This window comes from Pseudomonas sp. ENNP23, from assembly GCF_001728945.1.
GTDB lineage: Bacteria > Pseudomonadota > Gammaproteobacteria > Pseudomonadales > Pseudomonadaceae > Metapseudomonas > Metapseudomonas otitidis.
In genome coordinates this window covers 80706-98398 of the sequence record NZ_LYSP01000014.1, presented here as the reverse complement: position 1 = coordinate 98398, position 17693 = coordinate 80706, and the positions used below count along the sequence as shown (strand labels likewise).

General features: G+C 66.4%; 14 protein-coding genes. 4 read left to right on the top strand and 10 right to left on the bottom strand.

The genetic code is table 11. The annotated features are described in order from the left end of the window. Positions 1 to 92: 92 nt before the first annotated feature. From A9G05_RS27190 to A9G05_RS10490, 3 genes are all read right to left on the bottom strand, one after another. On the bottom strand, positions 93 to 881 hold the full coding sequence (locus A9G05_RS27190; RefSeq protein ID WP_139131123.1) for a hypothetical protein: 789 nt from the start codon (positions 879 to 881) through the stop codon (positions 93 to 95). Between the two features lie 117 nt (positions 882 to 998). Continuing rightward, positions 999 to 2243: a ribonucleotide-diphosphate reductase subunit beta gene (locus A9G05_RS10495; protein ID WP_069560911.1), complete on the bottom strand. Its 1245-nt coding sequence runs from the start codon at positions 2241 to 2243 to the stop codon at positions 999 to 1001. 315 nt (positions 2244 to 2558) lie between these two features. Then, positions 2559 to 5453: a ribonucleoside-diphosphate reductase subunit alpha gene (locus A9G05_RS10490; RefSeq protein WP_069560910.1), complete on the bottom strand. Its 2895-nt coding sequence runs from the start codon at positions 5451 to 5453 to the stop codon at positions 2559 to 2561. Positions 5454 to 6162: 709 nt separating this feature from the next. Between A9G05_RS10490 and A9G05_RS10485 the strand changes: the two genes are divergently transcribed. Both A9G05_RS10485 and A9G05_RS10480 read left to right on the top strand, forming a co-directional pair. Next, entirely contained in the window at positions 6163 to 6885 is a 723-nt protein-coding gene (locus A9G05_RS10485) for a response regulator (protein WP_069560923.1), read from the top strand. 37 nt (positions 6886 to 6922) lie between these two features. Next, entirely contained in the window at positions 6923 to 8539 is a 1617-nt protein-coding gene (locus A9G05_RS10480) for an ATP-binding protein (protein ID WP_069560909.1), read from the top strand. Between the two features lies 1 nt (position 8540). Here A9G05_RS10480 and A9G05_RS10475 read toward each other — a convergent pair whose 3' ends face one another. From A9G05_RS10475 to A9G05_RS10445, 7 genes are all read right to left on the bottom strand, one after another. Further along, the gene (locus A9G05_RS10475) at positions 8541 to 9263 is read right to left on the bottom strand and encodes a 4'-phosphopantetheinyl transferase (RefSeq protein ID WP_069560908.1); all 723 of its coding nucleotides are present in this window, start codon (positions 9261 to 9263) and stop codon (positions 8541 to 8543) included. Positions 9264 to 9507: 244 nt separating this feature from the next. Further along, positions 9508 to 9831: a DUF6176 family protein gene (locus tag A9G05_RS10470; RefSeq protein ID WP_069560907.1), complete on the bottom strand. Its 324-nt coding sequence runs from the start codon at positions 9829 to 9831 to the stop codon at positions 9508 to 9510. A 212-nt stretch (positions 9832 to 10043) separates the two neighbouring features. After that, positions 10044 to 11096 carry an AbrB family transcriptional regulator gene (locus tag A9G05_RS10465; RefSeq protein WP_069560906.1) on the bottom strand — a complete coding sequence of 351 codons (1053 nt, stop codon included), beginning with the start codon at positions 11094 to 11096 and terminating at the stop codon, positions 10044 to 10046. Next, positions 11089 to 12600, bottom strand: a complete 1512-nt coding sequence (locus tag A9G05_RS10460; protein ID WP_069560905.1) for a tripartite tricarboxylate transporter permease — start codon at positions 12598 to 12600, stop codon at positions 11089 to 11091. The genes A9G05_RS10465 and A9G05_RS10460 overlap by 8 nt, the downstream gene beginning before the upstream one ends. A 4-nt stretch (positions 12601 to 12604) precedes the next feature. Further along, positions 12605 to 13060 (bottom strand): tripartite tricarboxylate transporter TctB family protein, encoded by a 456-nt coding sequence (locus tag A9G05_RS10455; protein ID WP_069560904.1) that lies wholly within the window; start codon positions 13058 to 13060, stop codon positions 12605 to 12607. Between the two features lie 99 nt (positions 13061 to 13159). Then, the gene (locus A9G05_RS10450) at positions 13160 to 14137 is read right to left on the bottom strand and encodes a tripartite tricarboxylate transporter substrate binding protein (RefSeq protein ID WP_069560903.1); all 978 of its coding nucleotides are present in this window, start codon (positions 14135 to 14137) and stop codon (positions 13160 to 13162) included. A 30-nt stretch (positions 14138 to 14167) separates the two neighbouring features. Then, positions 14168 to 15433, bottom strand: coding sequence for an OprD family porin (locus tag A9G05_RS10445; RefSeq protein ID WP_069560902.1), 1266 nt, complete (start codon positions 15431 to 15433; stop codon positions 14168 to 14170). A gap of 199 nt (positions 15434 to 15632) precedes the next feature. On the opposite strand from A9G05_RS10445, the gene A9G05_RS10440 reads away from it, so the two are divergent. Continuing rightward, complete coding sequence (locus A9G05_RS10440) at positions 15633 to 16304, top strand: response regulator (RefSeq protein ID WP_044407382.1); 672 nt, start codon at positions 15633 to 15635, stop codon at positions 16302 to 16304. Beyond that, positions 16297 to 17682: a sensor histidine kinase gene (locus tag A9G05_RS10435; protein WP_069560901.1), complete on the top strand. Its 1386-nt coding sequence runs from the start codon at positions 16297 to 16299 to the stop codon at positions 17680 to 17682. Before A9G05_RS10440 ends, A9G05_RS10435 begins: the two co-directional genes overlap by 8 nt. Positions 17683 to 17693 lie beyond the last annotated feature (11 nt).

Genomic DNA, 17693 nt, shown 5'->3' with positions numbered 1-17693 from the left:
GTGGATCACGCTTCACCGATCCACCGTTGTGCCGCATTCAGCGCCGGTTGGTGGATGGGAAGAGCGCCATCCACCCTACGCACTAAATCGAATTAGTTCTTTTGAGTACCAAGTTTTTGCTGTTCAAGGCGTTTGGTCAGATTGCGCTTGGCATTAAGTAAATGCTGGCTTTTGCAACCGAATTCCTCAGCTTGGTTTAGATGCTGCAGTGCGTCCTTGATTTTTAGGTTTTGGTCATAACGGCCAACAATGAAGTGCGCCTCTGCAGTGAACTGGGCGAGGCTTAGTTTTGGGGCGGCGAGTGCTGCTGTCATCTCTTCCAATGTGGGGTTGTCACCGAGCGAAGGAAGGTCTTCACATTCAGGACGTTGGAAGGCTTGGATTGGGTAAAACCTGGAATAAGGGTCGGTACTTGATAGGGTGGTAGCTATATCGTGCGTCGCTCTTTTTTGTTTCTCAATTATTTCCACAATGTTCCTTGATCCGGAGCACGAGGTTCTTTTAGCTAGGCTGGAGGCAAGTAGACCTTGGTGAGATGCGAGTTCAAGTAGTTCGCAAATTCTTTTTTCGTTTTTTGGTTTTTCAAATGCGAGGGTATAGGCAAGAAGGTGTTGCGCGGGTGCGAAGCCAAGTTTTGCAGAAGCCTCCAAATTCTCTTTATATGTTGCAGTGCTCTTGAGGATGGCTTCTCTCAGTTGTTCTTTTCTGGCTGACTCTTCTTTTTCTATTGGGTGGCTTTTTTCCTCTAGCAAAATTTCCTGTAGTTGGGATGAGGCTAAAATTGCTTTGTCATACTCTTCTTCGCCTTTCAGCAAGCCAGCATGACTGTGGTTATTGGCCAGGAAGGAAAGCAGTAACAGAAAAGCATGTGATTTGCGCATAACTGACCTTGGGAAAATAAAAACCCCGCACAAGGCGGGGTTTCGTCTTCCTTCGCTACCCCGAAAATCCATATCAGGTTGAAGCGTTTCAAATAGTCCTAATGGTTCGACCCGGAATCAATCCCAGCTCAGCGCACCACCGGTCTGATACTCGATCACACGGGTCTCGAAGAAGTTCTTCTCTTTCTTCAGGTCCATGATTTCGCTCATCCAGGGGAACGGGTTGGTGGTGCCCGGGTATTCCTCTTTCAGGCCGATCTGGGTCAGGCGGCGGTTGGCGATGAACTTGAGGTAGTCCTCCATCATCGCGGCGTTCATGCCCAGTACGCCGCGCGGCATGGTGTCGCGTGCGTATTCGATCTCGAGCTGGGTGCCCTGGAGGATCATCTGGGTGGCTTCGTCCTTCATCTGGGCATCCCACAGGTGCGGGTTTTCGATCTTGATCTGGTTGATCACGTCGATGCCGAAGTTCAGGTGCATGGATTCGTCGCGCAGGATGTACTGGAACTGCTCGGCGGTGCCGGTCATCTTGTTGCGGCGGCCCATGGAGAGAATCTGGGTGAAGCCGCAGTAGAAGAAGATGCCTTCCAGTACGCAGTAGTAGGCAATCAGGTTGCGCAGGAACTGGCGGTCGGTTTCCGGGGTGCCGGTGTTGAACTGCGGGTCGGAGATGGAGCGGGTGTACTTGAGGCCCCAGGAGGCCTTTTTCGCGACGCTCGGAATCTCGTGGTACATGTTGAAGATCTCGCCTTCATCCATGCCCAGGGACTCGATGCAGTACTGGTAGGCGTGGGTGTGGATCGCCTCTTCGAAGGCCTGGCGCAGGATGTACTGGCGGCACTCGGGGTTGGTGATCAGGCGGTACACGGCCAGCACGAGGTTGTTGGCAACCAGGGAGTCGGCGGTGGAGAAGAAGCCGAGGTTGCGCATGACGATGCGGCGCTCGTCTTCGCTGAGGCCGTCCTTGCTCTTCCACAGGGCAATGTCGGCGTTCATGTTCACTTCCTGGGGCATCCAGTGGTTGGCGCAGCCATCCAGGTACTTCTGCCAGGCCCAGTCGTACTTGAAGGGTACGAGCTGGTTGAGGTCGGCACGGGCGTTGATCATCTGCTTGTCGCCGACCTGTACGCGCGCGGAGGCGCCTTCGAGGTCGTCCAGGCCTTCCTGGATGTCGAGGGCGTCGAGGGCCTTCTTGGCGCGGGCGACGGCGTCGGAGTCGTCAGCCGATACGGCGCGGGCTTCCTGCACGGAGCCGGCGGCTTCGTCATCGAGCTTGTCGGCGTTCTGCGCGGCCTGGGCAACGGCGGGCGCGGCCTTGGCTTCGGTGGGGTCTTCTTTGTCGAATTCGTCCCAGCTGAGCATGTTTCCTCTCCTGGTGTCTGGATGCGTGAAAGTGGGTTGCACGCTAAAGCGATCATCTGGCCGGCGGTGCTTTGCCTGGCCTGCACGCCCGGTTTGTGGACGTGCTGTTCGGATTCGGTACTGCTTGAGGTTTCCCTCTTTACCCGTCCCCCTCTCCCGCCAGCGGGAGAGGGGAGGGCTGGCTGCGGGCGCGCCGCAGTTTCCGGCGTGAGTCAGCGCTAGGCGGTCACTTGGCCGGAGCCCCTGAGCGTACGTCCGTACGTGATGGGGTCCGGCCGAGTGGCCAACAACGCGATGGCCGCGCCGGGGACTGCGTTACTGGCACGCTTCGCAGTCGGGGTTGTCGATGGAGCACGCCTTCGGCACCGGCGCCGGCTGCGGCGCGGCGGCCGGAGCAGCCTGCAGGCCTTCGTCGATCACCGAGCTGACGGCGTTGAGCTTGCCGGTGTTGATGGTGGACTTCTCGGTGCTGGTGGCGGCCAGGGCACGGAGGTAGTAGGTGGTCTTCAGGCCACGGTACCAAGCCATGCGGTAGGTCACGTCCAGCTTCTTGCCGGAGGCGCCGGCGATGTAGAGGTTCAGGGACTGGGCCTGATCGATCCACTTCTGGCGGCGGCTGGCGGCGTCGACGATCCACTTGGTCTCGACTTCGAAGGCGGTGGCGTACAGGTCTTTCAGGTCTTGCGGGATGCGCTCGATCTGCTGCACGGAGCCGTCGTAGTACTTCAGGTCGTTGACCATGACCGGGTCCCACAGGCCACGGGCCTTGAGGTCGCGTACCAGGTAGGGGTTGATCACGGTGAACTCGCCGGAGAGGTTCGATTTCACGTACAGGTTCTGGTAGGTCGGCTCGATGGACTGCGATACGCCGGTGATGTTGGCGATGGTCGCGGTCGGGGCGATGGCCATGATGTTCGAGTTGCGGATGCCTTTCTTGACGCGCTCGCGCACCGGGGCCCAGTCGAGGGACTCGGTCAGGTCGACGTCGATGTACTTCTGGCCACGGGCTTCGATGAGGATCTGCTGGGAGTCCAGCGGCAGGATGCCCTTGGACCACAGGGAGCCGTCGAAGGTCTCGTAGGCGCCGCGCTCGTCGGCCAGGTCACAGGAGGCCTGGATGGCGAAGTAGCTCACCGCTTCCATGGACTTGTCGGCGAACTCGATGGCCGCGTCGGAGCCGTAGGCGATGTGCTGCAGGTACAGGGCGTCCTGGAAGCCCATGATGCCGAGGCCTACCGGGCGGTGCTTGAGGTTCGAGTTGCGAGCCTGCGGGACCGAGTAGTAGTTGATGTCGATGACGTTATCGAGCATGCGCACGGCGGTCTTCACGGTCTTCTGCAGCTTGGCGGTGTCCAGCTTGCCGTCGACGATGTGGTTGACCAGGTTGATCGAGCCCAGGTTGCAGACGGCGATTTCGTCGGCATTGGTGTTCAGGGTGATCTCGGTGCACAGGTTGGAGCTGTGGACGACGCCCACGTGCTGCTGCGGGCTGCGCAGGTTGCACGGGTCCTTGAAGGTCAGCCACGGGTGGCCGGTCTCGAACAGCATGGAGAGCATCTTGCGCCACAGGTCCTTGGCCTGGACGACCTTGAACACCTTGATCTTGTTGTACTCGGTCAGGGCTTCGTAATACTCGTAGCGCTCTTCGAAGGCCTTGCCGGTCAGGTCGTGCAGGTCCGGCACTTCGGAGGGGGAGAACAGGGTCCACTTGCCGTCGTCGAAGACGCGCTTCATGAACAGGTCCGGAATCCAGTTCGCGGTGTTCATGTCGTGGGTGCGGCGACGGTCGTCACCGGTGTTCTTGCGCAGTTCGAGGAATTCCTCGATGTCCAGGTGCCAGGTTTCCAGGTAGGCGCAGACGGCGCCCTTGCGCTTGCCGCCCTGGTTCACGGCCACGGCGGTGTCGTTGACCACTTTCAGGAAGGGGACGACGCCCTGGGATTTGCCGTTGGTGCCCTTGATGTAGGAGCCCAGCGCGCGCACCGGGGTCCAGTCGTTGCCCAGGCCACCGGCGAATTTCGACAGCATGGCGTTGTCGTGGATCGCGTTGTAGATGCCCGACAGGTCGTCCGGCACGGTGGTCAGGTAGCAGGAGGACAACTGCGGACGCAGGGTGCCGGCGTTGAACAGGGTCGGGGTCGACGACATGTAGTCGAACGAGGAGAGCAGGTTGTAGAACTCGATGGCGCGGGCTTCACGGTCCTTCTCTTCGATGGCCAGGCCCATGGCCACGCGCATGAAGAAGACCTGCGGCAGTTCGAAGCGGATGCCGTCCTTGTGGATGAAGTAGCGGTCGTACAGGGTCTGCAGGCCGAGGTAGGTGAACTGCTGGTCACGCTCGTGGTTGATCGCGGCGCCCAGCTTGGCCAGGTCGAATTCCTTGAGCTTGGGGTCGATCAGCTCGAACTCGGCGCCCTTCTCGACGTAGGCGGCCAGGGCCTTGGTGTAGAGCTCGGCCATTTCGTGGTGGGTGGCGCTTTCGGCCACGCCGAGGAAGCCCAAGGCTTCGGCGCGCAGGGTGTCCATCAGCAGGCGGGCGGTGACGTAGGAGTAGTTCGGCTCACGTTCCACCAGGGTACGGGCGGTCATCACCAGGGCGGTGTTGACGTCCTTCTCGGCCACGCCGTCGTACAGGTTCTTCAGGGTTTCGCGCTCGATCAGGGCGCCGTCCACCTCGGCCAGGCCTTCGCAGGCTTCGCGGATGATGGTCTGCAGGCGGCCCATGTCCAGCGGCTGGACGCTGCCGTCGGCCTTGGTGATGCGGATGCTCGGGTGCGGTACGGCAACGTCGCTGGCGGCGGCGCCACGCTTGGCGCGCTCCTGGGCGCGGGCTTCGCGGTAGAGCACGTAGTCGCGGGCGACCTTCTGCTCGCCGGCGCGCATCAGGCTCAGTTCGACCTGGTCCTGGATTTCTTCGATGTGGATGGTGCCGCCGGAGGGCATGCGACGCTTGAAGGTCGCGGTGACCTGCTCGGTCAGGCGGGCAACGGTTTCATGGATGCGGGAAGACGCAGCGGCAGTACCGCCTTCCACGGCGAGGAACGCCTTGGTGATGGCAACGGTGATCTTGTCGTCGGTGTAGGGGACGACGGTGCCGTTGCGTTTGATCACGCGCAGCTGGCCGGGAGCGGTGGCGGCCAGGTCCTGGGCGGAGTCGGCTGCCAGCGGCGCGTTGGCCTGCGGGTTCTCGCGAGTGGTGTCGGTCTGCATGGGGGTCTCCATGTTCGTATAGGTCTGGTTGGGCGCCGGGGCACCCGTTATTCCGTTACAAAGCTCGCCGCGCCGGCCTGGACCGGGCGGTGGGTACTACTAAGGCAGAGAGGTCGGACTCAGGTGCCTCCCGGCCCTACTAAGTCTGGGGTCGCCGTGTTAAAGCACGACGACAGAAACACAATACCTAGTGGTGCGGCCTGCTCTGGCTGCGCACCGCTTCCGGTGGCGGTCACGTCTTGCGTGTCTCGCCCCGGCACCGTCTGCTTTGGCAGCGCGGTGGGTTGGGCTCTCGGTGGATCACCGGGTTCGAATGCACGGAAAAGGCTCTTCGGGACTTGATTCTGGTTGTGCCTGGTGATCTAGCAAAACCCCAATATGTAGGGGTGCTGCGCGATGGGGGTACAAGATAATGCGCTGTCTGGGCTATTGCAAGGCGAGGGGTACTGAACAAGCTGTGGATAAGTTGTGGGTGCGCTGTGCGCGGCGGCCGGCGGGCGCCGGGTAGGCCTAGGGTGGCGAGGGGTGGACCGTTCGTCGTCACTTCGCCGGCCTTCTGAGGGGCGATTCGAGGATGCCGACGGGTGCGCACGCTAACACAATATGTAGTGTTTTTGCGCCTTTCTGGCATGCGCTGTGCAGAACGGCCGGCATTGCTACAATCCGCGCGTTTTTCCTGGCCCTCGGGGCGCTGGAATGGGAGTAGGTGGTGGAACAAGAAGCCTGGCGCATCCTCATTGTCGAAGACGACCGGCGATTGGCCGAGCTGACCCGTGAGTACCTGGAAGGCAACGGCCTGCGGGTGGCCATCGAGTCGGACGGCGGCCAGGCGGTGGCGCGCATCCTGGCGGAGCGCCCGGACCTGGTGATCCTGGACCTGATGCTGCCGGGGGAGGACGGCCTGTCCATCTGCCGCAAGGTGCGGGGGCGCTACGACGGCCCGATCCTGATGCTCACTGCGCGCACCGATGACATGGACCAGGTGCTGGGCCTGGAGATGGGCGCCGACGACTACGTGTACAAGCCGGTGCGCCCGCGGGTGCTGCTGGCGCGCATCCGCGCTCTGTTGCGGCGCAGCGAGGGCTTGGCCGAGGCGGTGGATGACACCCCGCGGCGCCTGGGGTTCGGCAGCCTGGTAATCGACAACGCCATGCGCGAGGCCTGGCTCGGCGAGCGCAGCATCGAGCTGACCAGCGCCGAGTTCGACCTGCTCTGGCTGCTGGCGGTGAACGCCGGGCGCATCCTCTCCCGCGAGGAGATCTTCAATGCCCTGCGCGGCATCGAGTACGACGGCCAGGACCGTTCCATCGACGTGCGCATCTCGCGCATCCGCCCCAAGATCGGCGACGACCCGATGCACCCGCGCCTGATCAAGACGGTGCGCAGCAAGGGCTACCTGTTCGTCGGCGAGGCGGCCGACGGCCAGCCATGACCCGCGCCGCCCGCTCGGCCGTGGCCCGGGGGCGGCCATGAACTCCATCTTCCTGCGCATCTACGGCGGCCTGCTGGCCGCTCTGGTGCTGGTGGCGCTGCTGGGGGTGTTCACCCTGCACCAGGTCAACGAGGTGCGCGCCGACCGCTACCGGGAAAGCCTGGCGCGCGGCACCTTCCGCCTGATGTCCGACAACCTCGAACCCATGACCCAGGTGGAGCGCCGCCGTGCCCTGGTGCTGTGGAGCCGCCTGCTGGGCATTCCCCTGGCGCTGCAGGACCTGGACGAGGACCGCCTCGACAGCGGCGTGCGCTCCCGCGTGCTGCGCCGCCAGGTGATGGTGGAGCAGACCGGCCCCCACGCCGCCAAGGTCTACAGCCTGGTGAGCGAGAAGGACCACCTGGTGCTCACCGGCGAGGTGCAGCAGATCAGCGAACAGTTGGCCCGGGCCACCGTCTACCTGCTGATCGACGAACTGGTGCGCTACCCGGTCAACGAGCAGCCGCAGCGCCTGGCCGCCCTGAAGGAGAGCAAGCAGTTCGGCTTCGACCTGCACCTGGTGACCCTGGAGAACGCCGACCTCGATGAGGACCAGCGGCGCCGGGTGGACGAGGGCGACACGGTCATGGCCCTGGGCAAGGGCGGCGACTCCATCCGCATCTTCGCCGGCATCGTCGATACGCCCTGGGTGCTGGAGATCGGCCCGCTGGTGCTGATGAACCCCTACCCGCCGGAGCTGCTGATCCTTATCGGCGTGCTCGGGCTGAGCCTGATCGGCCTCACCATCTACCTGCTGGTGCGCCAGTTGGAGCGCCGCCTGCTGGGGCTGGAGGCAGCGGCCACGCGCATCGCCCACGGCAAGCTGGACGCCCGCGTACCGGCCCGTGGTGCGGACTCGGTGGGGCGCCTGGCGGCCGCCTTCAACGGCATGGCCGAGCAGTTGCAGCAGTTGCTGTCGGTGCAGCGCGAGCTGGTGCGGGCGGTGTCCCACGAGCTGCGCACGCCGGTGGCGCGGCTGCGCTTCGGCCTGGAGATGATCGCCGACGCCAAGACCGACACCGCGCGGCGCAAGTACATGGAAGGCATGGACGGCGACATCCAGGAGCTCGACAAGCTGGTGGACGAGATGCTGACCTACGCCCGCCTGGAGCAGGGCGCGCCGGCGCTGAACTTCCAGCGGGTCGACCTGGATGCGCTGATGGAGCAGGTGATCGCCGAGCTGGCACCGCTGCGCCCGGCCATCCGCGTCGAGCGCGGCCATGCCTTTGGCCGTGGCGAGGAGGGGGCCTGGGTGGAGGCTGAGCCGCGCTACCTGCATCGGGCTCTGCAGAACCTGGTGAGCAACGCCATGCGCCATGCCGAGTCGCGGGTGCGCCTGAGCTTTCAGATCGGCGAAGCACTGTGTCGCATCGACGTGGAGGACGACGGTCCGGGCGTGCCGGACAGCCACTGGGAGCGCATCTTCACTCCCTTCCTGCGGCTGGACGACAGCCGCACCCGCGCCTCCGGCGGGCATGGCCTGGGCCTGTCCATCGTCCGGCGCATCATCTATTGGCACAGTGGGCGCGCACAGGTCGGCCGCAGCGAGGCCCTGGGCGGTGCGCAGTTCAGCCTGGTCTGGCCGTGCCGGCAGGGCGAGCGCCTGCCCTCCTGAGTCAGCGCACCGCCACCAGGGTCAGCAGGCGGTCCGGGTAGTGGCGCACCTGCCCCTGCAGCTCGCGGCCCTGGTGCCATTCGGCGGACAGGTCGATCAACAGGCGCAGTTGCACGCGGTGGCCGTCCACTGCCAGCACTTCCGCATCATGGAAATAGAAGCGCACCCCCACCAGCGGGTAGAGCGCCTTGAACAGGCTCTCCTTGATGGAGAAGGTCAGGGTCACCCGCTCGGCCCTGGCCTCCAGCGGCAGGGCGTCGAGCCGTTGCAGCTCGGCCTCGGTGAGGATCTCCCCGGCCAGGCGCAGGGCGCGCTCGGGTTCCAGGTGCTGCTCCAGGTCCAGCCCCAGGCCGCGCCATGCCTCGGCACGGGCCACCACGCTGGCCGCCTGGCCGGTGCCGTGGGTGATGGAGCCGACGACGCCGGCCGGCCACACCGGCGCCCGGTCCTCGCCGGCGGCGGGCACCTCGGCCTGCCCGGTGAGTGCCTGCAAGGCCGCTCGCGCGCAGAGCCGCCCGGCCAGGTACTCCGCACGGCGCTTGGCCACCGAGCGCTGGATGCTCGGCGTGGTGGGGATGTTGCAGCGGGCGAAGTCGCCGTCGTCGAGGGCCGCCGGGTCGAAGCGGCAGCTGTGGAAACCCACGGCCTCCAGCGCCTCGGCGAAGGGCCAGGCGGCATCGGGCTGGGTGCAGAAGGGGGGCAGGGTCAGGTTCATGGCGCGCATTCTGCCGCGCCGGCGGGACGGCCACCAGACGGTGGCTCGGTTACATATGTTTGCAATCGGGTTACCAAAGCTAAACGGATCGTCCAGTCGGCTTTTGCCAGACTAGCCGTGCGTTTCTTCTGGAACGCAGGTGAGGTTGTAGCCTGGGGCCGTTATCGGCCCCGGCGTTTTCTCTGAATCGAGAACGGGAGCCCTGTGGCTCCCGTTTTTTTTGCTTTGGATTCAGGGCCCGGTGCAGCGCTCCTTATTCAGGATTCTCCAGGTCCACCAGCAGCCGGGCGGGGTAGACCTTCTCCCAGTGGGCCTTGAAGCGCTTGTGCACGCGGTCGATATCGAAGGTGCTTTCCCGGCCCACCTTCTGTGCGTGGGCGATGTCATGGGCCCGCATGTAGGCGATCAGGAACTGTTCGCCGTTCAGCTCCAGGTGAAACCAGGATTCGACGGTGACGCCCTCCGCCTTGAGGGTTTCCACGGCTTCGGCCTTGCGGCGTTCTATTTCGCTCCTCCAGGCCTCGACCTGTTCCATCGAGTCGCTCTTCAGCTTGATCAGTACGGAACCGACATCCATTGCGGCGCTCCAGCGTGCGGTGAGAGGGGATGCCGAGGTTAAACGCGGGCTGGTCGTGCGGTGGGGCGGCTGCCGATTGCTCAGCCAGCAGTTCACGCCGTTGGAGCCGCCACGGGCGGGCGTTGGCGGCTCAATGCGCCGTGTTCGTCAGCGAGGGGAGGTGGACACGTTGGGCGGAGTCCGACGGGCTCAGTCGTCAACGCACCCTGGGATCAGCGCCCTGTTTCGCCAGGGCCTGATGCACCCAGGCGCTGCCAGCGCCGGAACACCGGTTCGGCCAGGAACAGCACCAGCAGCAGCCGGGCCACCTGCAGGGCGGTGACCAGTGGGACGGAGAGCTGCAGGGTCTCGGCGGTGAGGCTCATCTCGGCGATGCCGCCGGGCATCATCCCCAGGGTCAGGGAGCGCAGGTCCAGGGCGCTGGCCCAGGCGATGCCGAGGGCGCAGAGGCTGGCGAAGCCGATCATCAGTGCGGTGCCCAGCAGGGTGCGGGCGAGGAAGGTGGGGGCGCGGCGGAAGAAGAGGCGGTCGAAGTGGCAGCCCAGGCCGCTGCCGATCAGCAACTGGCCTATCTGGCTGGCCCCTGGGGGCAGGCCGATGTGCAGGTCCCAGGCGACGCTGGCGCAGGCGCTGACCAGCAGCGGGCCGAACAGCCAGGGGTTGGGCTGGCGCAGGCGTTGCCAGAGCAGCGCCACCAGGCCGCCGGCCGGGACCAGCACGGCCAGCCAGGCCCAGTCCACCGGGGCGTTGGTGTGCAGGGCGGGGCCGTCGCCCAGCAGCAGTTTGAACAGCGCCGGTATGCACAGCACCACGGCCACCACCCGCAAACTCTGGGCCGCGGCCACGCGGCTGGTGCTGGCGCCGTTGCGCTGGCCGAGGTTGACCATCTCCCCGGAGCCGCCGGGCATGCAGGCGAAGAAGGCGGTGGCGCGGTCCTCGCCGCTGCGGCGCAACAGCCCGATGGCGAGGACGCTGGAAAGGCTGGTGAACAGGGCACCGAAGAGCACCAGCGCCCAGTGGGCGGTGACCTGCTCCAGCACCTGGGGGGTGAAGTGCAGGCCGATGCCGATGCCGATGATCCATTGGCCGGTCTTGCGCCCGCCCGGCAGGTCACGGATTGGCCAGGGCGTGGCGCAGCGGAACAGGATGACCGCCACCAGGGCGCCGATCATCCACGGCAGCGGCCAGTGGGCGAGGCTGGCGAGCAGGCCGCCCGCCGCGCCCACCAGGGGCGTCGCCCACCAGTTGTGCCAGCCATCACGCATCCGCCAGGGCCTCCCGACGGGCGCGGCGGCGCCAGATGCGCACCAGCGGCAGGGCCAGCATCACCGCTACCAGCACCCAGGTGCCGATGGCGATGGGGCTGGACCAGAGGATGCCCAGCTCGCCGTTGGAGATGGACAGCGCGCGGCGCAGGTTCTGCTCCATCAGCCCACCGAGGATGAAGCCCAGCAGCAGCGGCGAGAGGGGGAAGTCCAGCTTGCGCAGGATGTAGCCGAAGATGCCGATGGCGACCATCAGGAACAGGTCGAAGGTGGTGGCGTGCACGGCGTAGACGCCGATGGAGGTGATGATGGCGATCACCGGCACCAGGGCCCAGTTGGGCACGGCGAGGATGCGGGTGAACACGCGGATCATCGGGATGTTGAGGATCACCAGCATGACGTTGGCGATGAACAGCGAGGCGATCAGGCCCCAGACGATGTCCGGCTGCTGCTGGAACAGCATGGGGCCGGGGGTGATGTTGTACAGCGTCAGTGCGCCGATCATCACTGCCGTGGTGCCGGAGCCGGGAACGCCCAGGGTCAGCATCGGCACCATGGCGCCGCATGCGGAAGCGCCGATGGCGGTTTCCGGGGCGGCCAGACCGCGCAGGTCGCCTTTGCCGAACCTGCCGGAGTCGCCGGCGAGCTTCTTCTCGGTCATGTAGGCCACGGCGCTGGCCAGGGTGGCGCCTGCGCCCGGCAGCACGCCGAGGATGAAGCCCATCACCCCGCAACGCAGGTTGACCACGGCGACCGAGGCGGCCTCCTTGAGGTTGAACAGCATGCGTCCGGTGGCCTTCACGGCGACGTGGCCGTGGTGGGTCTTCTCCAGCAGCAGGAGGATCTCGCTCACCGAGAACAGGCCCAGCACCAGCACCACGAACTGGATGCCGTCGGCGACATGGATGCTGTCGAAGGTGAAGCGGTACACGCCGCTGTTGGCGTCGATGCCGATGGTGGAGAGGAACAGGCCGAGCAGGGCGGCGATGAAGGTCTTCAGCGGGCGGTCGCCGGCCATGCCGCCGAGGGCGACGATGGCGAACACCATCAGCACGAAGTACTCCGCCGGGCCGAAGGCGATGGCCCATTTGGCCAGCAGCGGGGCGAACAGCACCATGCCGCAGGTGGCGATGAAGGCGCCGATGAAGGAGCTCCAGGCCGACAGCGACAGGGCGACGCCGGCCAGGCCCTGGCGGGCCATGGGGTAGCCGTCGAGGGTGGTCATCACGGTGGAGGCTTCGCCGGGGATGTTCAGCAGGATGGAGCTGATGCGCCCGCCGTATTCGCAGCCCAGGTACACGGCGGCCAGCAGGATCAGCGCCGACTCCGGCGGCAGGCCGAGGGCGAAGGCCACCGGGATCAGCAGGGCCACGCCGTTGATCGGGCCGAGGCCCGGCAGCAGGCCCACCACGGTGCCGATCAGGGTGCCCACCAGGGCGGTGACCAGGTTGTAGGGGGAGAGGGCCACGCCGAAGCCCTGGCCGAGGTAGCTCAAGGTATCCATGTCGTCACTCCAGGAAGTCGAGGAGGCCCAGGGGCAGGGGCACGTCCAGGGTCTTGTCGAACAGCAGGTAGAGGCCAACGCTGATGGCCAGCGCGGCGATGGCGCCGGGCAGCCAGCGGCCGCCGTACAGGCGCGCCATCAGCAGGCCGGCGAGGGTGCTGGAGAGGATGAAGCCCAGCGGCTCGAAGAGCCCGGCGTAGACCAGCAGCAGGGCGATGCAGGCGATCACCTTGCGCAGGGTGGGGGCGTCCAGCGGGGTGTCGTCGTGCTTGTGCAGCAGGGCGCCGGGGCGCAGCACCTGCCATAGCAGGGCGGCGGCCATCAGCCCGAGGGTGAGCAGGGGGAAGGCGCGGGGGCCGACCGGTTCATAGGAGAAGGCGGCGTGGTAGTCCCAGGCGAGCGCGGCAAAAAACAGGCATGCGACCAGCCAGCCCAGACTGAACAGGCGTTGAAAAAGCATGGGGGATTCCTCGCGGAATGGGGGCGCGGAGGGCCGGCTGGCGGGGGCGCTCAGCCGGCTGTTCGGGGCCTTAGCGTCTGTTCACGCTCTTGTGAGCGCTTATTGGGTGAGGCCGAACTCCTTGGCCATCTCCTTGTACTGGGCGACGCGCTGCTTCACGTAGGCGTCCAGTTCCGGGCCGGTCATGGCGAAGGGGAACAGCTCGCGCTGGCCGCGCAGTTTGGCGAAGTCCTCGGAGGCCAGCAGTTGGTCGAAGGCGGCCTTCCACCAGGCGTACTCCTCGTCGCTCACCTTCGGGCCGAGGTAGAAGCCGCGCACCACCGGCCAGGTGATGTCGTAGCCCTGTTCCTTGGCGGTGGGGATGTTGGCCTTGTCCTCACCCGGCAGGCGCTCTTCGGAGAGCACGGCGAGGATGCGCATGTTGCCGGCGAGGATGTGCGGCATGGAGTCGGCGATGTCGGTACTGCCCACCTGGATGTGCCCGCCGAGCAGGGCGGTGGCGATCTCGCCGCCGCCTTCCAGGGCCACGTAGCGCAGGTTGCGCGGGTCGATGCCGGCGGCCTTGGCCAGCAGGGCGGTCTGCATCCAGTCCTGGCTGCCGACGGTGCCGGAGGAGCCGATCACCACCTTGCCCGGGTCGGCCTTGAGGGCGTTGATCAGGTCGTCGAGGGTCTTGTAGGGGGAGTCGCTGCGCACGGCGATGGCGCCGTAGCTGGTGCCGATGCCGGCCAGCCAGCGCACGGCGTTCTCGTCGAAGCGGCCGAACTTGCCCTGGGCCAGGTTGAGCAGCGAGCCGCTGGACCAGGCGGTGATGGTGCCGGCGTCCGCCGGGCGCTGGGCGACCACGGCGTTGTAGGCGACGGCGCCGACGCCACCGGGCATGTAGGTGACGCGCATGGGTTTGCTGAGCAGCTTGGCGTCCATCAGGGCGCTCTGGGCCAGCTTGCAGGTGAGGTCGAAACCGCCGCCGGGGGCGGCCGGGGCGATGCACTCGGGGCGCTTGGGCTCGGCCATCAGTTGGGTGGAGAGCAGCAGGCCGGTGGCGAGCAGGGCGAAGCGGGAGAGGGCGGTCTTCATCGGTTGTCTCCTGTGGAGTCTTATTGTGGGTCACCAGATGGCGAGGGCGTAGCTGACGATCAGGCGCAGTTCGTCGGCATCCCGGGCGAAGCTGGAGCGGAAGCCGGCGTGGCGGGCGCGGAAGGTGAGGTCCTTGAGGGCGCCGCTCTGGACGACGTACTTGAACTCCACGTCGCGTTCCCATTCGCGGCCTTCCCGGTCGCTGCCGGTGACCTGGGCGTTGTCGCTGGTGATGTAGCGGGTCATGAAGCTCAGGCCGGGGACGCCGAGGCGGGCGAAGTCCAGGTCGTAGCGGGCCTGCCAGGAGCGCTGGTCGGCGTTGGCGAAGTCGTTGATCTGCACGAAGTTGACCAGGAACGGGTCGCTGCCGTCGATGTAGGCGTAGCCGGTGTCGCCGCTCATGCGCTGGTAGCCGAGGCCGACCTTGTGGGCGCCCTGGCCGTAGCTGAGCATGCCGTTCAGCGCGCGGTTGTCCACCTTGCCGGCGGCAGCGCGGCCGGTGTCGTCGCTGATGGCGTAGCGCAGGTCGGCGCTGAGGGTGCCACTGCCCAGGGGCTGGGTGGCGAGCAGGCCGAAGAAGTGCTGGCGGTAGACGTCGTCCAGCTCGGCGAAGTAGTAGCGCCCGGTGAGCTGCTTGCTGAACACGTAGTCGGCGCCGGCCAGGTCGTAGTGGTCGCCGCTGGCGCCACTGGCGAAGCGCCGGTTCTTGTTGTTCAGGGCCAGGTCTTCGGAGTGGGTAGAGGCGCGGTCCTTCACTTCGCGCAGGCGGCCGCCGGTGAAGGTGAGGCCTTCGATCTCCCTGGAGGTGAGCAGGCCGCCTTCGAACACCTGGGGCAGGATGCGGCTGTCGCTGGCCTTGACCACCGGCAGTTCGGGGATGTGGCTGCCGATGCGCAGTTCGCTCCTGGAGACGCGCACCTTGCCGGTCAGACCCAGCTTGCCGTAGGTGTCCGGGGTGCCGCCGTCGTCCTGTACCGGCAGCAGGTCGGTGCCACTGCTGCCCTTGCCCGAGTCGAGCTTGACGCCAACCATGCCGAGGGCGTCCATACCGAAGCCGACGGTGCCTTCGGTGAAGCCGGATTCGATGTTGAGGATGAAGCCCTGGGCCCATTCGTCGCGCTTGGACTGGCCGGTGCCTTCGCGAAAGTCGCGGTTCAGGTAGATGTTGCGGGCTTCGAGGGTGGCCGAGCTGTCCTTGATGAAGTCAGCCTGGGCGAGCGGGGCGAGGGTGCAGCCGGCGATGGCCAGGCTGACGATGCGTGCAGGCGGCAACGCCTGCCGGGAGGCAGTGTGCATCGGTGGTCTCCGTTGTTGTTCTTGTAAGCCGGCTCAACCAAGGCCGGCTATGGATGGGTGGTTCTGTCCACCCTGTGCCGATGCTAGGGGGCGAAGCTTTCGCCAGGCTTTCAGCGTGAAAGAATTCGGCAGGCCGGTTTTTTGCGGGTTGCTGGCCGTTACACTGCGGGCCGTTTCCTACAGCCTGGAGGACTCCACCGTGCGCATCCTGCTCGTCGAAGACCACCTGCAATTGGCCGATAGCGTGGCCCAGGCGCTGCGCGCAGCGGGCTGGACGGTGGACGTGCTGCACGATGGCGTGGCGGCGGACCTGGCCTTGTCCAGCGAGGAATATGCCCTGGCGGTGCTGGACGTGGGGCTGCCGCGCCTGGACGGCTTCGAGGTGCTGTCGCGCCTGCGTGGGCGGGGCAAGACGCTGCCGGTGCTGATGCTCACTGCGCGGGGCGAGGTGAAGGACCGGGTGCTGGGCCTGAACCTGGGCGCGGACGATTACCTGGCCAAGCCCTTCGAGCTGTCGGAGCTGGAGGCGCGGGTGAAGGCGCTGCTGCGGCGCACGGTGCTGGGCGGCGAGCAGCAGCAGCGCTGCGGGCCGCTGCTCTATGACCTGGGCACCCGGCGCTTCAGCCTGGACGGCCAGCCGCTGACGCTGACCTCGCGGGAGCAGGCGGTGCTGGAGGTGCTGATCGCGCGCCCCGGCCGGGTGATGAGCAAGGACCAGTTGGCCGCTCAGGTGTTCGGCCTGGACGAGGAGGCCAGCCCGGACGCCATCGAGATCTACATCCACCGCCTGCGCAAGAAGCTGGAGGGCAGCACGGCGCGCATCGTCACCTTCCGCGGCCTGGGCTACCTGCTGGAGCACCAGGATGCGTGAGTCGGGAAGCCTGCGCGGGCGGCTGCTGCGGCGGCTGGCGCTGCTGCTGGCGATGCTGCTGGTGATCGGCAGCCTGAGTGCCTACTTCAATGCCCGCCAGGCGGCAGACACCGCCTACGACCGCACCCTGCTGGCGTCGGCCCGGGCCATTTCCGCCGGGCTCTACGAGGCCGACGGCCGGCTCAAGGCCGATGTGCCCTATGTGGCGCTGGACACCTTCGCCTACGACAGCGCGGGGCGGATCTTCTACCAGGTGACCGACATCGAGGGGAAGCTGGTCTCCGGCTACGAGAACCTGCCCGGCCCTCCGCCGGGCACGCCGCGCACCGATGACTACCCGGCCCTGGCGCGCTTCTACGACGCCAACTACGGCGGGGTGGACGTGCGGGTGGTGAGCCTGCTGCGCCCGGTGAGCGAGGCAAGCATCAACGGCATGGCGGAAATCCGTGTGGCCGAGACCGAGGAGGCCCGCGAGCGCCTGGCTCGGGGGCTGCTGGTGGATACGCTGTGGCGCCTGGCGCTGATGTCGCTGGCGGCGCTGGGGCTGGTGTGGCTGGCGGTGAGTGCGGCGATGCGCCCACTCAATCAGTTGCGCTCGGCGGTGGAGGAGCGCCAGCCTGACGACATGCGCCCGTTGCCGGTGGTGGTGGTGCAGAGCGAGCTCAAACCGCTGGTGGATGCGCTCAACCGGTTCACCGAGCGCCTGCGCGGGCTGTTCCAGCGCCAGGCGGACTTCATCGCCGACGCCTCCCACGAGTTGCGCACGCCCCTGGCGGCCCTGAAGGCGCGGATCGAGCTGGGCCTGCGCGAGCAGGACCCGACCGCCTGGCGCCGGACCCTGGAGGAGAGTGCGGCGAACACCGATCGGCTGACCCACCTGGCCAACCAACTGCTCTCCCTGGCCCGTATCGAGAGCGGGGCGCGGGCGATTGCCGAGGGCGGTGCCGAACGCATCGAGCTGGGCGCCCTGGCCCGTGAGCTGGGGATGGCCCTGGCGCCGCTGGCCCACGCCCGGGGTATCGCCCTGGCGCTGGAGGCGGAGGACAGCGCTTGGGTGAGGGGCGAGCCGACGCTGCTCAACGAGTTGCTCAGCAACCTGGTGGACAACGCCCTGGCCCATACGCCCAAGGGCGGCAGCGTGACCCTGCGGGTGATGGCGCCGGCGGTGCTGGAAGTGGAGGACGAGGGCAGCGGCATTCCGCCGGAAGAACGCGAGCGGGTGTTCGAGCGTTTCTACCGGCGCACGGCCCAGGCCAGCGGGGCGGGGTTGGGCCTGGCCATCGTGGGTGAGATCTGCCGGGCGCACATGGCCGAGATCAGCCTGCACGACGGCGGCGCGGGCGGGTTGCGGGTACGGGTGAGCTTTCCGCCCGCCTGAGCAGCACTGCC